The sequence below is a fragment of the Prevotella pectinovora genome, from assembly GCF_000834015.1.
GTDB lineage: Bacteria > Bacteroidota > Bacteroidia > Bacteroidales > Bacteroidaceae > Prevotella > Prevotella pectinovora.
The window spans coordinates 32,947-49,304 of the sequence record NZ_JXQI01000010.1; the positions used below are offsets into that span (position 1 = coordinate 32,947).

Consider the following 16,358-nt stretch of genomic DNA (forward strand, 5'->3'; position numbering starts at 1 on the left):
CGCATACAAAATTACGAACTTTTGGGCGAAAAAGTGGAATAATTACTATTAAAGAATGTAATAACCTACAAAAAGCCTCCGATATTTATCCGTTTTAAGAAAATCTTATTACTTTTGCATTGATTAAAACAAACGTCTTTATGGTTTATAAATACGATTTTCTCATTATCGGTGCCGGCGTCGCCGGAATGAGCTATGCGCTAAAGGTAGCAAGAGAACACAAAGGCAAGATATGCCTGATCTGCAAAACAACGCTCGATGAGGCGAATACATACTTCGCCCAGGGAGGAGTGGCATCGGTGACGAATCTCAAGATAGACAATTTCGATAAGCATATCGAAGACACTATGATAGCCGGTGACTACATCAATGATGTGGAAGCTGTGGAGCAAGTGGTAAGGAATGCACCGGAGCAGATTGATGAACTGGTGAAGTGGGGAGTGCACTTCGACCGCAAGGAAGACGGCAGCTTCGATCTGCACCGTGAGGGAGGACACTCTGAGTTCCGTATCCTGCACCATGCCGACGACACAGGAGCCGAGATCCAACGAGGACTGATGGAGGCCGTGCGCAGCAATCCGGACATCGACATCAAGGAGAATCATTTCGCAGTAGAGATAATAACGCAGCACCATCTCGGAATAGTGGTGACGCGCCGCACGCCGAACATACAGTGTTATGGAGCTTACGTGCTGAACCCGGAGACACAGAAGGTGGACACGTATCTGAGTAAGGTCACACTGATGTGTACCGGAGGATGCGGAGCCGTGTACCAGACCACCACAAACCCCGTGATAGCCACCGGCGACGGAGAGGCAATGGTATACCGCGCAAAGGGAACGGTGCAGGACATGGAGTTCGTGCAGTTCCATCCCACATCATTATATAATCCGCAAGAGACCCATCCCGCATACCTCATCACAGAGGCGATGAGAGGCTACGGCGGCATCCTGCGACTGCCCAACGGAGAGTCGTTCATGGAGAAATACGACAAGCGGTTGAGTCTCGCTCCCCGCGACATCGTGGCGCGTGCCATCGACAAGGAGATGAAGATACACGGTATCGACCATGTGTGTCTGGACGTGACCCACAAGGATCCGGAGGAGACAAAGCATCATTTCCCGAATATATACAAGAAATGTCTGAGTATCGGCATCGACATCACCAAGGAGTATATCCCCGTAAGGCCGGCAGCCCATTATATGTGCGGCGGCATCAAGGTGGACCTCAACGGCGAGTCGAGCATCAAGCGCCTCTATGCCATCGGCGAATGCTCATGCACAGGACTTCACGGAGGCAACCGTCTGGCAAGCAACTCGCTCATCGAGGCTGTGGTATATGCCGATGCGGCTGCAAAGCACAGTCTGGCACACATTGATGAATATGACTTCAATGTGCATGTGCCGGAGTGGGACGACCAGGGCACCCTGACCAATGAGGAGAAAGTGCTCATCACGCAGAGCGTGAAGGAAGTGGGACAGATAATGAGCAACTATGTGGGCATCGTGAGAAGTGACCTCAGACTGAAACGTGCATGGAACCGTCTCGACCTGCTCTATGAAGAGACAGAGTCGCTCTTCAAGAGGGTGAAGGCGAGCAAGGATATCTGTGAACTTAGAAACATGATAAACGTGGGCTACCTCATCACACGTCAGGCAATAGAGCGTAAGGAGTGTCGTGGTCTGCATTTCACCATCGACTATCCTCTTCATGCTTACGACAAGAAGTAATAGGAGAGTGGATGGCTGACGGAAAGATATATATAGCATTAACCCCAAACCAGTCATCAGGCGATGTTCCGGATGACAGGTTTGGGCTTTGTTGTTTTTGGAGTAAAAAGGGACGGTTTGGCATTTGCTGACAAGACAAGGTCATAAACAGCATAATGATAGGAAATTAGCATTTCATAATGTAACAGACAGGTCTTTTTATAACCTGTATTGTTAGCTTTTTCGTGCTTTTCTTTGCAGCACAACAAAAAAATCGTATTTTTGCACCTATTGTATAACATGAACTTTACATTATAACAGAATAATATGGGTTTAAAAATCATTGTACTTGCCAAGCAGGTACCAGACACACGCAATGTTGGCAAAGACGCCATGACGGCTGAAGGCACCGTGAACCGTGCCGCATTGCCAGCAATTTTCAATCCTGAAGATTTGAACGCCCTCGAACAGGCGTTACGTTTGAAAGACCAGAATCCAGGCTCCACAGTGGGTATCCTCACCATGGGCCCTCCACGTGCTGCCGAGATCATCCGCCAGGGACTCTATAGAGGAGCAGACACAGGATGGCTGCTGACCGACAGACTCTTTGCTGGTGCCGACACGCTCGCTACCTCATACGCACTTGCTACGGCAATCCAGAAAATCGGCGGTGCCGACGTGGTAATCGGTGGTCGTCAGGCTATCGACGGTGACACTGCACAGGTGGGACCACAGGTGGCACAGAAGCTGGGACTCTCTCAGGTGACTTATGCCGAGGAGATAGAGAAGTGTGAGAATGGCGTGCTCACCATCCGTCGCCATATCGACGGAGGAGTGGAGACCGTAGAGGCTCCTATGCCTATCGTCATCACGGTGAACGGCAGCGCCGCTCCTTGCCGTCCTTGCAACGCCAAGCTCGTGATGAAATACAAGCGTGCCAACGTGCCTTTGGAGCGCACTGCAGACATGCCATACGCCGAGCTTTATGCCGAGCGCCCATATCTGACGCTCAACCAGTGGTCTGTAGCCGATGTTGACGGCGACCCGGAGCAGTGTGGACTCGCCGGCTCGCCAACCAAGGTGAAGGCTGTGAAGAATATCGTGTTCCAGGCCAAGGAGAGCAAGACGCTCACCGCTTCCGACACTGATATCGAGGGAATGATAAAAGAATTGTTGGACGAAAAGATTATTGGATAAGAGATGAACAACGTATTTGTATATTGCGAGATAGAGAACACCACGGTTGCCGAGGTGTCTCAGGAATTGCTTACCAAAGGCCGCAAGCTCGCCAACCAGCTTGGTGTGGAGCTTCATGCCATCGTTGCCGGTACTGGCATCAAGGGCAAGGTGGAAGACCAGATACTGCCTTATGGCGTTGACAAGCTCTTCGCCTTTGATGCAGAGGGTCTCTTCCCATACACATCAGCACCACATACGGATATCCTGGTGAACCTCTTCAAGGAGGAGAAGCCACAGATCTGCCTCATGGGAGCAACAGTGATTGGCCGTGACCTCGGTCCGAGAGTGTCGTCATCGCTGACAAGCGGACTGACAGCCGACTGTACACAGCTCGAAATCGGTGATTTCGACGACAAGAAGAGCGGCACGCATTATGACAACCTGCTCTATCAGATTCGTCCGGCATTCGGCGGAAACATCGTTGCCACAATCGTAAACCCGGAGCATCGTCCACAGATGGCTACCGTGCGTAGCGGAGTGATGCAGAAAGCCGTATACGAGGGTGAGGCAAAGCATGAAGTGGTATATATGGACGTAGCAAAATATGTGCCTGAGGCTGACTATGTGGTGAAGGTCATCGACCGCCACGTTGAGGCTGCCAAGCACAACCTGAAGGGTGCGCCGATCGTCGTTGCCGGTGGCTACGGCGTGGGCAGCAAGGAAGGCTTCGACATGCTATTCCAACTCGCCAAGGAACTCCACGGAGAGGTGGGCGCCAGCCGTGCGGCTGTTGACGCTGGATGGGTAGACCACGACCGCCAGATTGGCCAGACCGGTGTGACAGTGCATCCAAAGGTGTATATCGCATGTGGTATCTCCGGTCAGATTCAGCATATCGCAGGTATGCAGGACTCTGGTATCATCATCTCCGTGAACAACGACCCTGAGGCTCCTATCAACAAGATTGCCGACTATGTAATCAACGGCACTGTGGAGGAGGTCGTTCCAAAACTCATAAAGTATTATAAGCAGAACTCAAAGTAAAGAACATCATGGCTAATTATTATAGCGACCATCCGGAATTTGATTTCTATCTCAATCACCCGGAAATGAAACGCGTCGTTGAGCTCAAGGAACGCAACTTCGCAGACAAAGACAAGTATGAGGATGCACCCGTAGACTTCGACGATGCCATCGAGAACTACAAGCGTGTGCTCGACATCACCGGCGACATCGCCGCCAATATCCTCGAACCCAACAGTGAGGCTGTTGACCTCGAAGGTCCACACCTCGTGGAGGGACGCATGCACTATGCTTCGAAAACATACGAGAACATCGAGGCTACACGTCAGGCAGGACTCTGGGGCATCTCAATGCCTCGCCGCTACGGCGGTCTGAACATGCCTATCACTCCTTATTCCATGGCTTCGGAAATCGTGGCTACGGCAGATGCCGGATTCCAGAACATCTGGAGCTTGCAGGACTGTATCGAGACTCTCTATGAGTTCGGTTCTGAGGAGCAGCGCCAGAAGTATATTCCACGTGTATGTGCCGGAGAGACCATGAGTATGGACCTCACTGAACCTGATGCCGGTTCTGACTTGCAGCGCGTAATGCTCAAGGCTACATACAGCGAGGAGGAGGGATGCTGGCTGCTCAATGGTGTGAAGCGTTTCATCACCAACGGCGACTCTGACATCCATCTCGTGCTGGCCCGTTCAGAGGCAGGCACACACGACGGACGTGGACTCTCAATGTTTATCTACGACAAGAACCAGGGTGGCGTTACCGTGCGCCACATCGAGAACAAGCTCGGTATCCACGGTTCACCTACCTGTGAGCTGGTATACAAGAATGCCAAGGCAGAACTCTGCGGAAGCACCCGTATGGGACTCATCAAATATGTGATGGCGCTCATGAACGGTGCCCGTCTGGGTATCGCCGCACAGTCTGTCGGCGTGAGCCAGGCAGCCTACGACGAGGCTCTTGCCTATGCCAAGGACCGCAAGCAGTTTGGCGAGGCTATCGTGAAGTTCCCAGCCGTATACGATATGATTGCCCGTATCAAGGCAAAGCTCGACGCCGGTCGCAGCATCCTGTATCAGACAGCACGCTACGTTGACATCTACAAGGCTCTCGAAGATATCTCCCGTGAGCGCAAACTCACTCCGGAGGAGCGTCAGGAGCAGAAGAAGTATGCCCGTCTTGCTGATGCCTTCACTCCAGTGGCAAAGGGTATGAACTCTGAGTATGCCAACCAGAATGTATACGACTGCATCCAGGTGCATGGCGGTTCGGGATTCATTATGGAATACAAGTGTCAGCGCCTGTACCGCGACGCACGTATCTTCTCTATCTACGAGGGAACGACACAGCTGCAGGTTGTAGCTGCATTGCGTTACATCACCAACAGCACCTATCTCAACATCATGAAGGAGATGCTCGAGAGAGAGGTGTCTGAGGATATGAAGCCGCTGCATGTGCGTGTGGCAAAGATGATAGAGCTCTACGAGCAGTCGCTCGAATACGTGAAGCAGGCTGAAAACCAGGAGGTGCTTGACTTCCTCGCCCGTCGCCTCTACGATATGACTGCCGATATCCTCATGTCGCTGCTCATCATCGGTGACGCTACTGCCTCACCGGAACTCTTCGCCAAGAGTGCACAGGTTTATGTGCGCTATGCTGAGGAGGAGGTAATCGGCCACAGCTGCTATGTCAAGAGCTTCATAGCCGAGGATTTGGTGAACTTCCGTGCCGCAGAGTAAGCGGATCAGAATTTATATATACAACATATTAAGGGGATATGCAGACTGTATCACGTCTTGCATATCCCCTTTGTATTGGGGGTATCAACATTTTGCAAAAGCTGTTGCCATGTTCACTCTTCTGTCTGCGTCTTAGGCCAGTTCACGAGATACAGTTTTTCCGTTGCTCGTGTGAAGGCTGTGTATAGCCAGTGGATATAGTCGGGCGTGAGCATGTCGTCGGTCATGTATCCTTGGTCCACATACACGTGTGCCCATTGTCCGCCCTGAGCCTTGTGGCAGGTCACGGCATAGGCGAATTTCACCTGCAATGCGTTGTAGTATTTGTCAGACCTCACGTGTCCCATGCGTTCGCTCTTCAGTCTAAGGTCGGCATAGTCTGCAAGGACGCCATTGAAGAGCTGTTCGCTCTGTTCGCGGGTCAGCGATGGCGATTCAGACTGCAGCGAGTCAATGATGACGGTGGCCTGCAGCTCGTAGTTGTCGTAGTCGGGGAATTCAAGGGCGAGGTCGGCGAAGCGGAAACCATACAATTCTCTGATGTTGCGTACGCGGCGCACCTTCGCCCTGTCGCCGTTGGCGATGAATGAGAAAGGCGTCTTCTCCATGTCGGCAGTAGGCGGCGTGGGAGCTGGTTCCGATGATTTGGCAGCCTCACGAGCCTTTTTCTCCTCCTGTTCCACCCAGAAATAGTTGTTTCTCACAATCATCAGCATGTCGCCAGGTGTCAGTTCGTCCTCCCTGCCGAGCACCATGCCCCGGATGCCGTTGTTGTATACGTTAGCCCTCTTGTTGCTGCGAGTCACCACCATTGTCTCGTCGAGTCCCACCTCAGAGTAGCTGCCGGCAAGCTGTTCTATCAGTTCGTCGCCAGGCACCATCTGGATGTCGGCAAAAGCCTTGAACCTTATTTTGGGCAACTGTGTAGCTTCGTCGTGGGTTATCATCTGGCGTATCACGTTGGCGTTGTATAAGATGCCGGAGTCGTGAGCCTGTCGCAACACCTCGTTCAGTTCCACACTGTGCATCGTCAGGAAATAGTTGGCGGCGAGACTGTCAGCCATGAGAGCCGGCGACTCCTCTTCGCCGACAGGAGGCAGCTGTGCCCTGTCGCCGACAAGCATCAGCCGGCAGTTGTCGCCGGAGAACACGAACTCCATGAGGTCGTCGAGCAGACAGCCGCTGCCGAATCCCGGCGCACCGCCACCGGAAGCGAATCCGTCGTTAGACACCATAGAAGCCTCGTCAACGACAAACAGCGTGTCACGCTGCTTGTTTATGTTGAGGCTGAATCCCGTCATGTCGCCGGTGAAAGTCTTCTGCCGGTATATCCTGCGGTGGATGGTGAATGCCGGCATTCCCGCATTCATGGATAGCACTTTGGCAGCCCTTCCCGTGGGAGCAAGCAGCACCACCCTCTGGTGCAAGCGAGCCAAAGTCTTGACCATAGCCGCCGAGAGCGACGTCTTTCCGGTACCTGCCGAACCACACATCACCATCGCCGGACGGTCGTCGCGACAAGTCATGAACCTGCAGAACGTACGTATCGCTTCCTGCTGTTCGTCAGTGGGGCATAAGCCGAAGGTTTCTGTGATGGCCCTGCTTAATTCATCCTCAATCATGGTTATTTTTAGCTAAACTCTTGATATTACAAATTATTTACCGTAATTTTGCATATTACGATATTCTATCGACGAGTGCAAAGTTACGCTAAAGATTTCTTTATAGCAAGGCAAGAAGAATGAAAATAAAACTCAACCATATACTTGCCGCCATCGTGGTGGTGCTCCTCGCTCTCTGTTGGGCGAGCGTTAGGCGTCCTATGCACTTCGCCGACCAGCGTAAGCAGCGAGAGGCGGAAGTCATACAACGGCTGACGGAAATCCGCAAGGCGGAAAAAGTCTACAGACAGCGCTTCGGAATATACGCCGGGTCTTTCAGACAGCTCATCGGGAGCGGACTGCTTGCCGATTCGCTGCGCTACGTGCCGTATTCAAGAGGACAGGAGTTTGAGCTCTCAGCCTCGGTGCATACAGGCAAGTCGGGAGCCGCAGTGCCAGTGATGGAATGCGGTGCGCCATACGATGCCTATCTGCAAGGACTCGACGAGAACAGCATCCGCGAGCTCACCGAAGGGGCAAACGGAAGGGGAGAATATCCGGGAATGAAATTTGGAGACATCACAACACCTAATGACAATGCAGGAAACTGGGAATAACATATCACAGCAGGAACATCGACTAATGATAAGAGTGGGACATGGATCACTCGCCTTCGCATACAGAAATGGCAATGGTGCAGGATTCTCGTTCGTGCCATACGCCATAAATGGTGGAATCTCCATGGCGGCAAACCTCAGAGAGGCGTTGCGCGACGATACGCTCCGACTGGCGAAATGGAGGAAAGTGCAGGTGCTTCTCGACTCGCCGGTGGTGATGGTGCCTATCGACGAATACGACGAGCACAGCAAGGAGCTGCTCTATAACTACACCGTGATGGGACAGGAGAATAATGCCGTGCTCGCCACCATACTGCCGCAGGTGAACGCCGTGGCACTGTATTCGCTGAACAAGGACCTGAGACTCGTGCTCACCGACAATTTCTCCGACATAAAGGTGCATCCGGTATGTGGGGCAACATGGCAATATCTGCAGCGACGAAGCATGGCTGGCAACAACGAGAAACTGTATTGCTATTTCCACGACGGGAAGATGGAGCTTTGCAGCTTCCGCAAAAACAGGTTCCGCTTCTCCAACACGTTCGAAGTGGCGCATGCCAACGATGCCGCATATTTCATCCTTTCGGTATGGAATCAGCTGGCGATGAACGAGAAGAAGGACGACATCTATTTGTGTGGCGAATTCAAGGAGCGCGACGCTCTGATAGAAGAACTCCATCGCTTTGTAGCCAACATATACAAAATCAAGGCGTCGTCGGATTTCAACCGCCATCCGCTGACCTTGCAGGAAGGTGTGCCTTTCGATATGGTGACGGCACTGCTGAAATGAACATGGGCAGGACTTGGCGGCAAGTCCACTCATCAATAACAATAATATAATGCGCATAATAACAGGATTATACAAGGGAAGGAGATTTGATGTGCCCCGCACCTTCAAAGCCCGTCCCACGACAGATTTCGCAAAGGAGAACATTTTCAACGTTCTCAACGGATATATAGATTTCGAAGGCACCACAGCTCTCGACCTCTTCTCCGGCACGGGAAGCATATCGCTCGAACTCGTGTCGAGAGGTTGTCAGCAGGTAATCAGCGTGGAAGCCGACCGCGACCACCATACCTTCATCAAACAATGTGTGGCAAAGCTCGGAGCCGGCAACTGCGTGACGATACGTGGCGATGTGTTCCGCTTCATCAAGGGATGCAAGCAGCAGTTCGACTTCATCTTCGCCGACCCACCATACGCCCTGCCGGAATTGCCAACACTGCCAGAGCTCGTGTTCAAGGCAGGAATGCTCAAGCCGGGAGGCGTGTTCGTGTTTGAACATGGAAAGAAGAACGACTTCAGCCAGCATCCGAATTTCGTGGAGCATAGAGAATACGGAAGTGTGAATTTCTCTATATTCAGGGAGGCAGACAAGGAGGCAGATGATTGACCACGCTACGATAGAAAGAATCAAGGATGCGGCAAACATCGTGGATGTCGTCTCTGAGTTTGTGACGCTCAAGAAAGTGGGCGCCAACTACAAAGGATTATGCCCGTTCCACGACGAGAAGACACCGTCGTTCTATGTCTCGCCGGCACGCGGAATCTGCCACTGCTTCTCATGCGGAAAGTCGGCAAATCCCGTCAGTTTCCTCATGGAACATGAGCAGATGACGTATGTGGAGGCACTGAAATGGCTCGCCAACAAATACAACATCGAAGTGCGTGAGCGCGAGATGAGCGAAGAGGAGAAGCGGGAGCAGAACGACCGTGAGAGTATGTTCATCGTCAACAAATGGGCGATGGAATATTTCAACAACATCCTCCTCAACGATGTAGATGGCAGAGCGGTAGGTATGCAGTATTTCCGCAGCCGCGGTTTCCGCGACGACATAATAGAGAAATTCCATCTCGGTTTCGCCCTTCCGTCGCGTAATGCCCTCGCGCAGGAAGCCCTGCGCAAGGGATTCAACGAGAAATATCTCATAGCCACCGGACTATGCTTCAAGCGTGACAACGGAGAACTCGTAGACAAATATTCGGGCAGGGTGATGTTTCCGTGGATTGGAGTCAACGGCAACGTGAGGGCCTTCGGCGGACGACTTCTCGATTCCCGCACAAAGGGAGTGCAGCAGAAATACATCAACTCCTCCGACTCGGAGATATACCACAAGGAACGCGAACTGTATGGCATCTTCCAGGCAAAGAAGGCGATAGCCAAAGAGAACTGCGTGTATATGGTGGAGGGATACACTGACGTGATTTCCATGCACCAGTGTGGTATAGAGAATGTGGTGGCAAACTCCGGTACGGCACTCAGCGTGTATCAGATACGGCTCCTTCACCGCTTCACCGACAATATCGTGTTGCTCTACGACGGTGACGCCGCAGGAATCCATGCCGCAATGCGAGGCATCGACATGCTCCTCGCTGAAGCGATGAAAGTGAAGGTGCTGCTGCTGCCGGGAGGCGACGACCCCGACAGTTTCGCACGCAAGCATAAGGCGGAAGATTTCCGCAAATATGTGGCCGACCATCAGCAGGACGTGATAGAATTCAAGATAGCCTATCTCTTGAAGGGCGTCACCGACCCGATGAAGCGCTCAGAGGCGATAAGCAGTATAGTGAAGAGCATATCGGTGATACAAGACCAGATAGTGAGAGCCACATATCTGCAGGACGCAGCCCACCGCATCGGCATAAACGAAGCTACGCTCATCACCACGATGAACAAGTTTATCCGCAGCGGCAAGGAGGCGGAACTGAAGGCGCAGCAGCGAGAGCAGCAAAGCACTCCCGCAGCAGACCAGCCGGCGCAGCAGACTCAGGTGGGACCGGAACCGCCAATGCAGCAGGCCAAGAAGGTGGAGTATATGCTCATGCAGGCTGTGGTGAGACACGGAGAGCAGATAATCTACGACAATGTGGAGACTGCCGACGGACAGACCATGGCGCTCAACGTGGCGCAGTATGTCAGCTACGACCTCGGCACCGACAACCTCTCATTCTCTGTGCCGCTATATAACAAGGTGTTGCAGGAAGTGGTGGACCATAGTGCTGATCCCGGCTTCAAGGCAGAAGACTATCTGATGAAGCATCCCGATATGGAGATTAGCAAACTCGCCACAGAGATGTCGTTCGACAGGTTCCAGCTGCGCAAAGGAGCCAAGCTGCGCACCGGCGATGATGTGCTGAGAGACCAGATAGTCCATCTCGTGCTCGATTTCAGAATGGACGTGGTGTCAGAGAAACTTGCGCATCTCAAGAAGGAGATATCGCTCAACACTGGAAACCAGGAAAAACTCATCTCGCTCATAAAGGAGTATCAGGAGACCCAGAAGCTCCGCAATGCCATAGCCAAGGAAATTGGCAGCGAGATAATAATATAAGGTGGCACGTCATTGTGCTCAATGCGCCGCATGATGCATCTGATAAAGAAAGAGATGCTCATGCCGGCGGTATACATCAATGCTTATGGAGTATCTGTATTGGATTTTTATAAGTGTCTACGTCATTGTCGTCGTTGCGACAATCATCAATGTGCTCATGGACAACAGACTGCCCGTGAAGACCATGGCATGGGTAATGGTGCTTGCCTTCATGCCAGTGGTGGGCATTGTGCTCTATTTCTTCTTCGGGCAGGACACGAGAAAGGAGAAACTCATAAGCCAACTCAGTCTCGACCTGCTCACCAAACGATCGATGCTGGAATTTGCCGTGCAGACTGACCTCAAGGTGCCGGATGGTAGCGAGACGCTGGTGAAACTCTTCGCCTCGCAGAACTGGGCGATGCCTTTCAAAGACAATGCCGTGGACATCTACACCACGGGATACGACTTCTTCAGCTCCTTGTTCCGTGAGATAGGAGCGGCAAAGAGCAGCATACACCTCGACACATATATCTTCGACCATGACTCGCTCGGACAACTACTCGCCGACATGCTCATAGACAAGGCGCGGGAAGGAGTGGAAGTGAGAGTAATCTACGACGATGTGGGATGCTGGAACGTTCACGACTCCTTCTTCAAGCGTATGCGTGATGCCGGTATCAAGGTGATGCCATTCATGCCCGTGCGCTTCCCTGCTTTCACAAGCAAGGTGAACTACCGCAACCACCGCAAGCTCTGCGTCATCGACGGCAGAGTGGGATTCATCGGCGGCATGAACGTTGCCAAACGTTATGTCACGGGCACTGACGGCCATAGCTGGCGTGATACCCATCTCAAGATTGTAGGAGGAGCGGTGTATGCCATACAGAGGGCGTTTCTCATCGACTGGTATTTCGTTTCTGGCACTCTCATCACCGACCGTCGCTATTATCCCGAACTGTTGGGAAACGTGAAGAACGACATTGTGATACAGATAGTGACGAGCAGTCCGGTGGAGAAGTGGCCAGACATAATGCAGGGCTATGTGCGCATACTGCTTGAGGCGCGCCGCTATGTGTATATAGAGACTCCATATTTCCTCCCCACCGAGACGGTGATGTCGGCAATGCGTATCGCCGCTCTGGCTGGAGTAGACGTGAGGATAATGATTCCCCGCCATGGCGACGCAAAGTTCGTGGAGTGGGCGAGCCGGTCGTATGTCTTCGAGACCATTCAGGCTGGCGTAAAGGTATACCTCTACCGTCCGGGATTTCTTCATTCCAAGCTTCTCGTTTGCGATGATATAGTGTGTACCTGCGGTTCTACCAACGTGGACTTCCGCAGTTTTGAGAACAATTTCGAGGCGAACGCCTTTATCTACGACCGTGAAACCACTTTGCGTTTCAAACAGATTTTCATGGACGACATCAAGGAGTGCAACTTCGTCACCGAGCGTATGATAAGCAGGAAGCGTCCGTTCGCCCAGCGTCTGTGGGAATCTGTAGTGCGTCTTCTCTCGCCATTGTTGTAAGCGGGAGCTGTCAGCCTCTATGGACTGTAATTGTTTTGCCAAGGGTGAAACCACAAAAAAACGGAAAAGGATAGTTATGGATGGAAAATCGGGTACTGGTGCTGCCCCATTTGGGTGCTGGCGTTGCCCATTTTGCCTTTTATGTATATAAGTTTGCAGCTTGCTGAAACCCTTGGTGGAAAACATGGAAAAGGGCTGACACTTCATTCAAGAGAGGTGTCAGCCCTTTGTTGGTAATTCTAATCGTTCATTAGAACTTTATCTCCGATCGCCCATTATGGCTTGCTTGGATTTTGAGCTTTTAGAAGAAACGGTTTACAGACCGATGATGCTTTTCTCCACCCAGTATGCTATGATACCGGCGAGATAGCCTACGAAGGCAATCCATGACACCTTCTTCATGTACCAGCCGAATGTTATCTTCTCGAGGCCCATTACAACCACACCGGCAGCAGAACCGATGATGAGCATAGAACCGCCAACGCCGGCACAGTAGGCAAGCAGCTGCCAGAAGATACCGTCTACAGACATGTCGCCACCGATGCTTGGGTCTACAGGATACATACCCATGCAGCCAGCTACGAGAGGCACGTTGTCTACGATGCTCGAGAGCACTCCGATGATACCGGTCACGAGATAGTGGTTGCCTTCGAACACCACGTTGAGGCCGTTGCCGAGCTGTGTCAGCACACCGATTGTTTCAAGACAAGCCACAGCCATCAGAATTCCGAGGAAGAAGAGAATCGTCGACATGTCGATGCGTGAGAGCATATTGCTTACGCGCTTCTGCATGGTGCTCTTCTTGGCACTCTTGGGCAGATGGCTATAGAATAGCTCTGTGACGGTCCAGAGCAGTCCGAGAACGAGCAGTATGCCTACGAACGGAGGCAGATGGGTGATAGACTTGAAGATAGGCACGAAGATGAGTCCGCCCACACCGAGGAAAAACACAGTCTTGCGCTGAACGGCGGTAAATTCGCTTGATGTCAGTTCGCCGCCCTGCTCTTGAGGCAATGCCAGTTCGCCTTTCAGTGAGAAACTCAGTATGTAAGCCGGTATCACCATTGATACAATAGATGGCACAATGATTTCCTTTATCACTCCGAGGGCTGTTATCACTCCCTTGTTCCAGAGCATGATGGTGGTCACGTCGCCGATAGGAGAGAAGGCGCCGCCGGAGTTGGCTGCGATTACCACGAGGGCTGCATATATGATGCGGTCTTTATGTTCGCTGACGAGTTTTCTGAGTATCATGATCATCACGATGGACGTGGTGAGGTTGTCGAGTATTGCCGAGAGGATAAAGGTCATGAAGGCGATACGCCACAGCAGGGCTTTCTTGCTTTTGGTCTTCAGTGTGTCTCTGACGAAATTGAAACCGCCGTTCTGGTCTACAAGTTCCACTATTGTCATTGCTCCCATGAGGAAGAACAGTGTGGTGGCAGTGCTGCCAAGGTGGTGTTCAATGGCTTCGTTGACTACAGACGGAATTTTGTCGCCGATGGCGGCAGAGAGATACTGCGATGGGTCACACATGAAGATTGTCCAGCAACCCACGAACATGAGCAATGCGATTGCTGCCTTGTTTACCTTCGTCACGCTCTCGATGGCTATGAAGAAATAGCCGATCATGAATACCGCAACGATTAGCATTGATAAGCTTGTCATTTTTTTGGTTATTAATTTTGATTAGTTTGATTTGTTCGTTTGTAATATCGACTTTGCAAAGTTAAGCATTAAATTGGTATGCGCAACATTTTTTTAATTAAAAAAAACATAACGGTGATATATGCGTAGTGTTGTAGGGTGGGGTAGTAATGATTTGCAGCGGTGTCGGTTTTGTTGTGTGTAATGCAAAAAAACTCGGACATGCCCCTGTGTTGCAGGGCATGTCCGAGATAAGTTGTAGACTCAGGGCTACTCGTTTTCCCAAGATAGCCTTTCGTATTGTTTCTTTTCTGGATATTATCCGCAGTGGAAGTATCCCTCAACGAGCTTCAGGATTTCAGCCTCGTTGTTCTGGATGTCCTCACGCAGAGTCTTGTCGCCGAAAGCTCTCAGCTGCTTCTGGATACCGTCAATCATCATTGCAGAGAATACTCCGTGCTCCTCGAATACCTTGCGGAACTTCTCGAGGCAGTCAGCAGAAGCCTCGCAGCTGTCTGGCAACTGTGCGAGAGCAGCAACGCGCTCAGCGTTCTCAGCATCGTGGATGTTGTAGTTTACGTATGTCTTCTCAGCGATTTCGAGAGCGTCCTTCATCTCGAATCCGTGGCGGCAAGCCACGCAGAGACCAGCGATGAGCTGATAGATGTCAGCAGAACCGTCTGGTGAGCGCATCTCTACAGTCTGCTTCAGTGATGTGTCGTAGCCGGCAGCTGTATCGAGTGGGTTAGCACCGTGGCACATGTCGCATTTTGAAGTCCATCCCAGTGGCACACGTACGAGCACTGATCTGTTGCAGTCGCCCCAGCATACGTTTGTAGGAGCTTCCTGATGAGGAACGAGACGGAAGTAAGAAGTAGGGTTCTTGTTTCCGAATGCGGTGATGGCAGGAGCGAGGTCCATCATACCGGCGATCATTGTGCGAGCCTCGTCGCTGAGCTTGCCGTCGTGGATCATCATGTTCTTGCCGTCCTTCATGATTCTCATGTGGATATGGAGACCAGAACCAGCCTTTCCGGTTGTGATCTTAGGAGCGAATGTCACGTTGAGACCCATACGGTCTGCTACGTTTCTGATCACCCACTTTGCGATCATGAGCTGGTCAGCGCTCTCCTGACAGTCGATAGGCAGGAACTCGATTTCGCCCTGCTCATAAACGTTGCCGTCCATTCTGAAGTTGCCTACCTCAGAGTGACCATATTTGATCTGTCCGCCGGTTCTTGAAATGTAGTACATACATTTTGTGCGGAAATCTGTTGTCTTAGCGTATGGAGCAGACTCGTGGTAGCCCTTCTGGTCAACAGCAGGGAATGTGCCGTCGTCTGGAGTGATAACGTAGTATTCCAACTCGCCCATAGACTGGAACTCCATGCCTGTAACCTCGCGGAAAGCCTTTGCAGCCTTTGCCAGAGTGTGCTCAGGTGCGCTCTCGAGTGGCTGTCCGTCCTTGTCGAAGAAGGAAGCGAGCATGCAGAGAGTAGGAACTTCTGCGAATGGGTCAACGAAAGCTGTGCGGTAGCGAGGCACTACATAGAGGTCGCTGCTGCTTGCGCTGATGAATGGGAACAAGCTTGAGCCGTCAACGCGCTCACCACAAGTGAGGATAGTGTCGAGGTAGCTCAGACTGTTGATTACGAAATTCAGAGTCTTAAGCTTGCCGTCGCCTCCTGGATACATGAAGTTGACCATCCGGATTTCGTTGTTGCGGATGAAGCTGATGATGTCTGCTTTTGTGAATTCACTTGCCGGTTTCTGTAGAAATTCCACTACTTCGTTGGCATTGAGTATTAGTTCTTCGCTGTTCATAGTAAAAGTATTAAAATGATATTAGAAATAGCCTTTTCGGGCGGCAAATATACGCATTTACTTTGTTCGTACAAAATAAAAAACCTAAATATTTGACAAAATGACAAATCTTTAGGCTTTTTATCCATTTATACCCTCTTTGTGGCTCCGGCTTTGGCTTTTTTTATCTAAAA

12 protein-coding genes are annotated in these 16,358 nt (G+C 51.5%); 9 read left to right on the plus strand and 3 right to left on the minus strand.

What is annotated here, in order from left to right; genetic code table 11:
• Positions 1 to 140 precede the first annotated feature (140 nt).
• From nadB to ST42_RS00860, 4 genes are all read left to right on the plus strand, one after another.
• Positions 141 to 1,730 (plus strand): L-aspartate oxidase, encoded by a 1,590-nt coding sequence (gene nadB / locus ST42_RS00840; protein WP_042519190.1) that lies wholly within the window; start codon positions 141 to 143, stop codon positions 1,728 to 1,730.
• Between the two features lie 306 nt (positions 1,731 to 2,036).
• The gene (locus tag ST42_RS00850) at positions 2,037 to 2,906 is read left to right on the plus strand and encodes an electron transfer flavoprotein subunit beta/FixA family protein (protein ID WP_022316257.1); all 870 of its coding nucleotides are present in this window, start codon (positions 2,037 to 2,039) and stop codon (positions 2,904 to 2,906) included.
• 3 nt (positions 2,907 to 2,909) lie between these two features.
• Positions 2,910 to 3,932, plus strand: a complete 1,023-nt coding sequence (locus tag ST42_RS00855) for an electron transfer flavoprotein subunit alpha/FixB family protein (RefSeq protein WP_022316256.1) — start codon at positions 2,910 to 2,912, stop codon at positions 3,930 to 3,932.
• 8 nt (positions 3,933 to 3,940) lie between these two features.
• On the plus strand, positions 3,941 to 5,653 hold the full coding sequence (locus ST42_RS00860; protein WP_044071896.1) for an acyl-CoA dehydrogenase family protein: 1,713 nt from the start codon (positions 3,941 to 3,943) through the stop codon (positions 5,651 to 5,653).
• A 113-nt stretch (positions 5,654 to 5,766) separates the two neighbouring features.
• Here ST42_RS00860 and ST42_RS00865 read toward each other — a convergent pair whose 3' ends face one another.
• Positions 5,767 to 7,275: an ATP-dependent DNA helicase gene (locus tag ST42_RS00865; RefSeq protein ID WP_044071897.1), complete on the minus strand. Its 1,509-nt coding sequence runs from the start codon at positions 7,273 to 7,275 to the stop codon at positions 5,767 to 5,769.
• Between the two features lie 119 nt (positions 7,276 to 7,394).
• Between ST42_RS00865 and ST42_RS00870 the strand changes: the two genes are divergently transcribed.
• The 5 genes from ST42_RS00870 to cls all read left to right on the plus strand — a co-directional run bounded on the left by ST42_RS00870 (position 7,395) and on the right by cls (position 12,714).
• Positions 7,395 to 7,871: a hypothetical protein gene (locus ST42_RS00870; protein ID WP_044071898.1), complete on the plus strand. Its 477-nt coding sequence runs from the start codon at positions 7,395 to 7,397 to the stop codon at positions 7,869 to 7,871.
• Positions 7,852 to 8,661 carry a DUF3822 family protein gene (locus ST42_RS00875; RefSeq protein WP_262503191.1) on the plus strand — a complete coding sequence of 270 codons (810 nt, stop codon included), beginning with the start codon at positions 7,852 to 7,854 and terminating at the stop codon, positions 8,659 to 8,661. Before ST42_RS00870 ends, ST42_RS00875 begins: the two co-directional genes overlap by 20 nt.
• Positions 8,662 to 8,710: 49 nt before the next feature.
• Positions 8,711 to 9,265, plus strand: coding sequence for an RsmD family RNA methyltransferase (locus tag ST42_RS00880; protein ID WP_044071901.1), 555 nt, complete (start codon positions 8,711 to 8,713; stop codon positions 9,263 to 9,265).
• Positions 9,258 to 11,204: a DNA primase gene (gene dnaG / locus ST42_RS00885; protein ID WP_044071902.1), complete on the plus strand. Its 1,947-nt coding sequence runs from the start codon at positions 9,258 to 9,260 to the stop codon at positions 11,202 to 11,204. The genes ST42_RS00880 and dnaG overlap by 8 nt, the downstream gene beginning before the upstream one ends.
• Positions 11,205 to 11,289: 85 nt before the next feature.
• Complete coding sequence (gene cls, locus ST42_RS00890) at positions 11,290 to 12,714, plus strand: cardiolipin synthase (RefSeq protein WP_044071938.1); 1,425 nt, start codon at positions 11,290 to 11,292, stop codon at positions 12,712 to 12,714.
• A 315-nt stretch (positions 12,715 to 13,029) separates the two neighbouring features.
• On the opposite strand, the gene nhaD is transcribed toward cls, so the two are convergent.
• Together nhaD and ST42_RS00900 are read right to left on the minus strand one after the other, a co-directional pair.
• Positions 13,030 to 14,382 (minus strand): sodium:proton antiporter NhaD, encoded by a 1,353-nt coding sequence (nhaD, locus tag ST42_RS00895; RefSeq protein WP_044071903.1) that lies wholly within the window; start codon positions 14,380 to 14,382, stop codon positions 13,030 to 13,032.
• A gap of 297 nt (positions 14,383 to 14,679) precedes the next feature.
• The gene (locus ST42_RS00900; RefSeq protein WP_022316246.1) at positions 14,680 to 16,185 is read right to left on the minus strand and encodes a glutamine synthetase family protein; all 1,506 of its coding nucleotides are present in this window, start codon (positions 16,183 to 16,185) and stop codon (positions 14,680 to 14,682) included.
• Positions 16,186 to 16,358 lie beyond the last annotated feature (173 nt).

Coding starts and splice junctions, on each gene's coding strand:
- ST42_RS00865 (WP_044071897.1), bottom strand. CDS start 7,275: ATGATTGAGGATGAATTAAGCAGGGCCATCACAGAAACCTTCGGCTTA.
- ST42_RS00855 (WP_022316256.1), top strand. CDS start 2,910: ATGAACAACGTATTTGTATATTGCGAGATAGAGAACACCACGGTTGCC.
- ST42_RS00900 (WP_022316246.1), bottom strand. CDS start 16,185: ATGAACAGCGAAGAACTAATACTCAATGCCAACGAAGTAGTGGAATTT.
- ST42_RS00860 (WP_044071896.1), top strand. CDS start 3,941: ATGGCTAATTATTATAGCGACCATCCGGAATTTGATTTCTATCTCAAT.
- ST42_RS00850 (WP_022316257.1), top strand. CDS start 2,037: ATGGGTTTAAAAATCATTGTACTTGCCAAGCAGGTACCAGACACACGC.
- ST42_RS00875 (WP_262503191.1), top strand. CDS start 7,852: ATGCAGGAAACTGGGAATAACATATCACAGCAGGAACATCGACTAATG.
- cls (WP_044071938.1), top strand. CDS start 11,290: ATGGAGTATCTGTATTGGATTTTTATAAGTGTCTACGTCATTGTCGTC.
- nadB (WP_042519190.1), top strand. CDS start 141: ATGGTTTATAAATACGATTTTCTCATTATCGGTGCCGGCGTCGCCGGA.
- ST42_RS00870 (WP_044071898.1), top strand. CDS start 7,395: ATGAAAATAAAACTCAACCATATACTTGCCGCCATCGTGGTGGTGCTC.
- nhaD (WP_044071903.1), bottom strand. CDS start 14,382: ATGACAAGCTTATCAATGCTAATCGTTGCGGTATTCATGATCGGCTAT.
- dnaG (WP_044071902.1), top strand. CDS start 9,258: ATGATTGACCACGCTACGATAGAAAGAATCAAGGATGCGGCAAACATC.
- ST42_RS00880 (WP_044071901.1), top strand. CDS start 8,711: ATGCGCATAATAACAGGATTATACAAGGGAAGGAGATTTGATGTGCCC.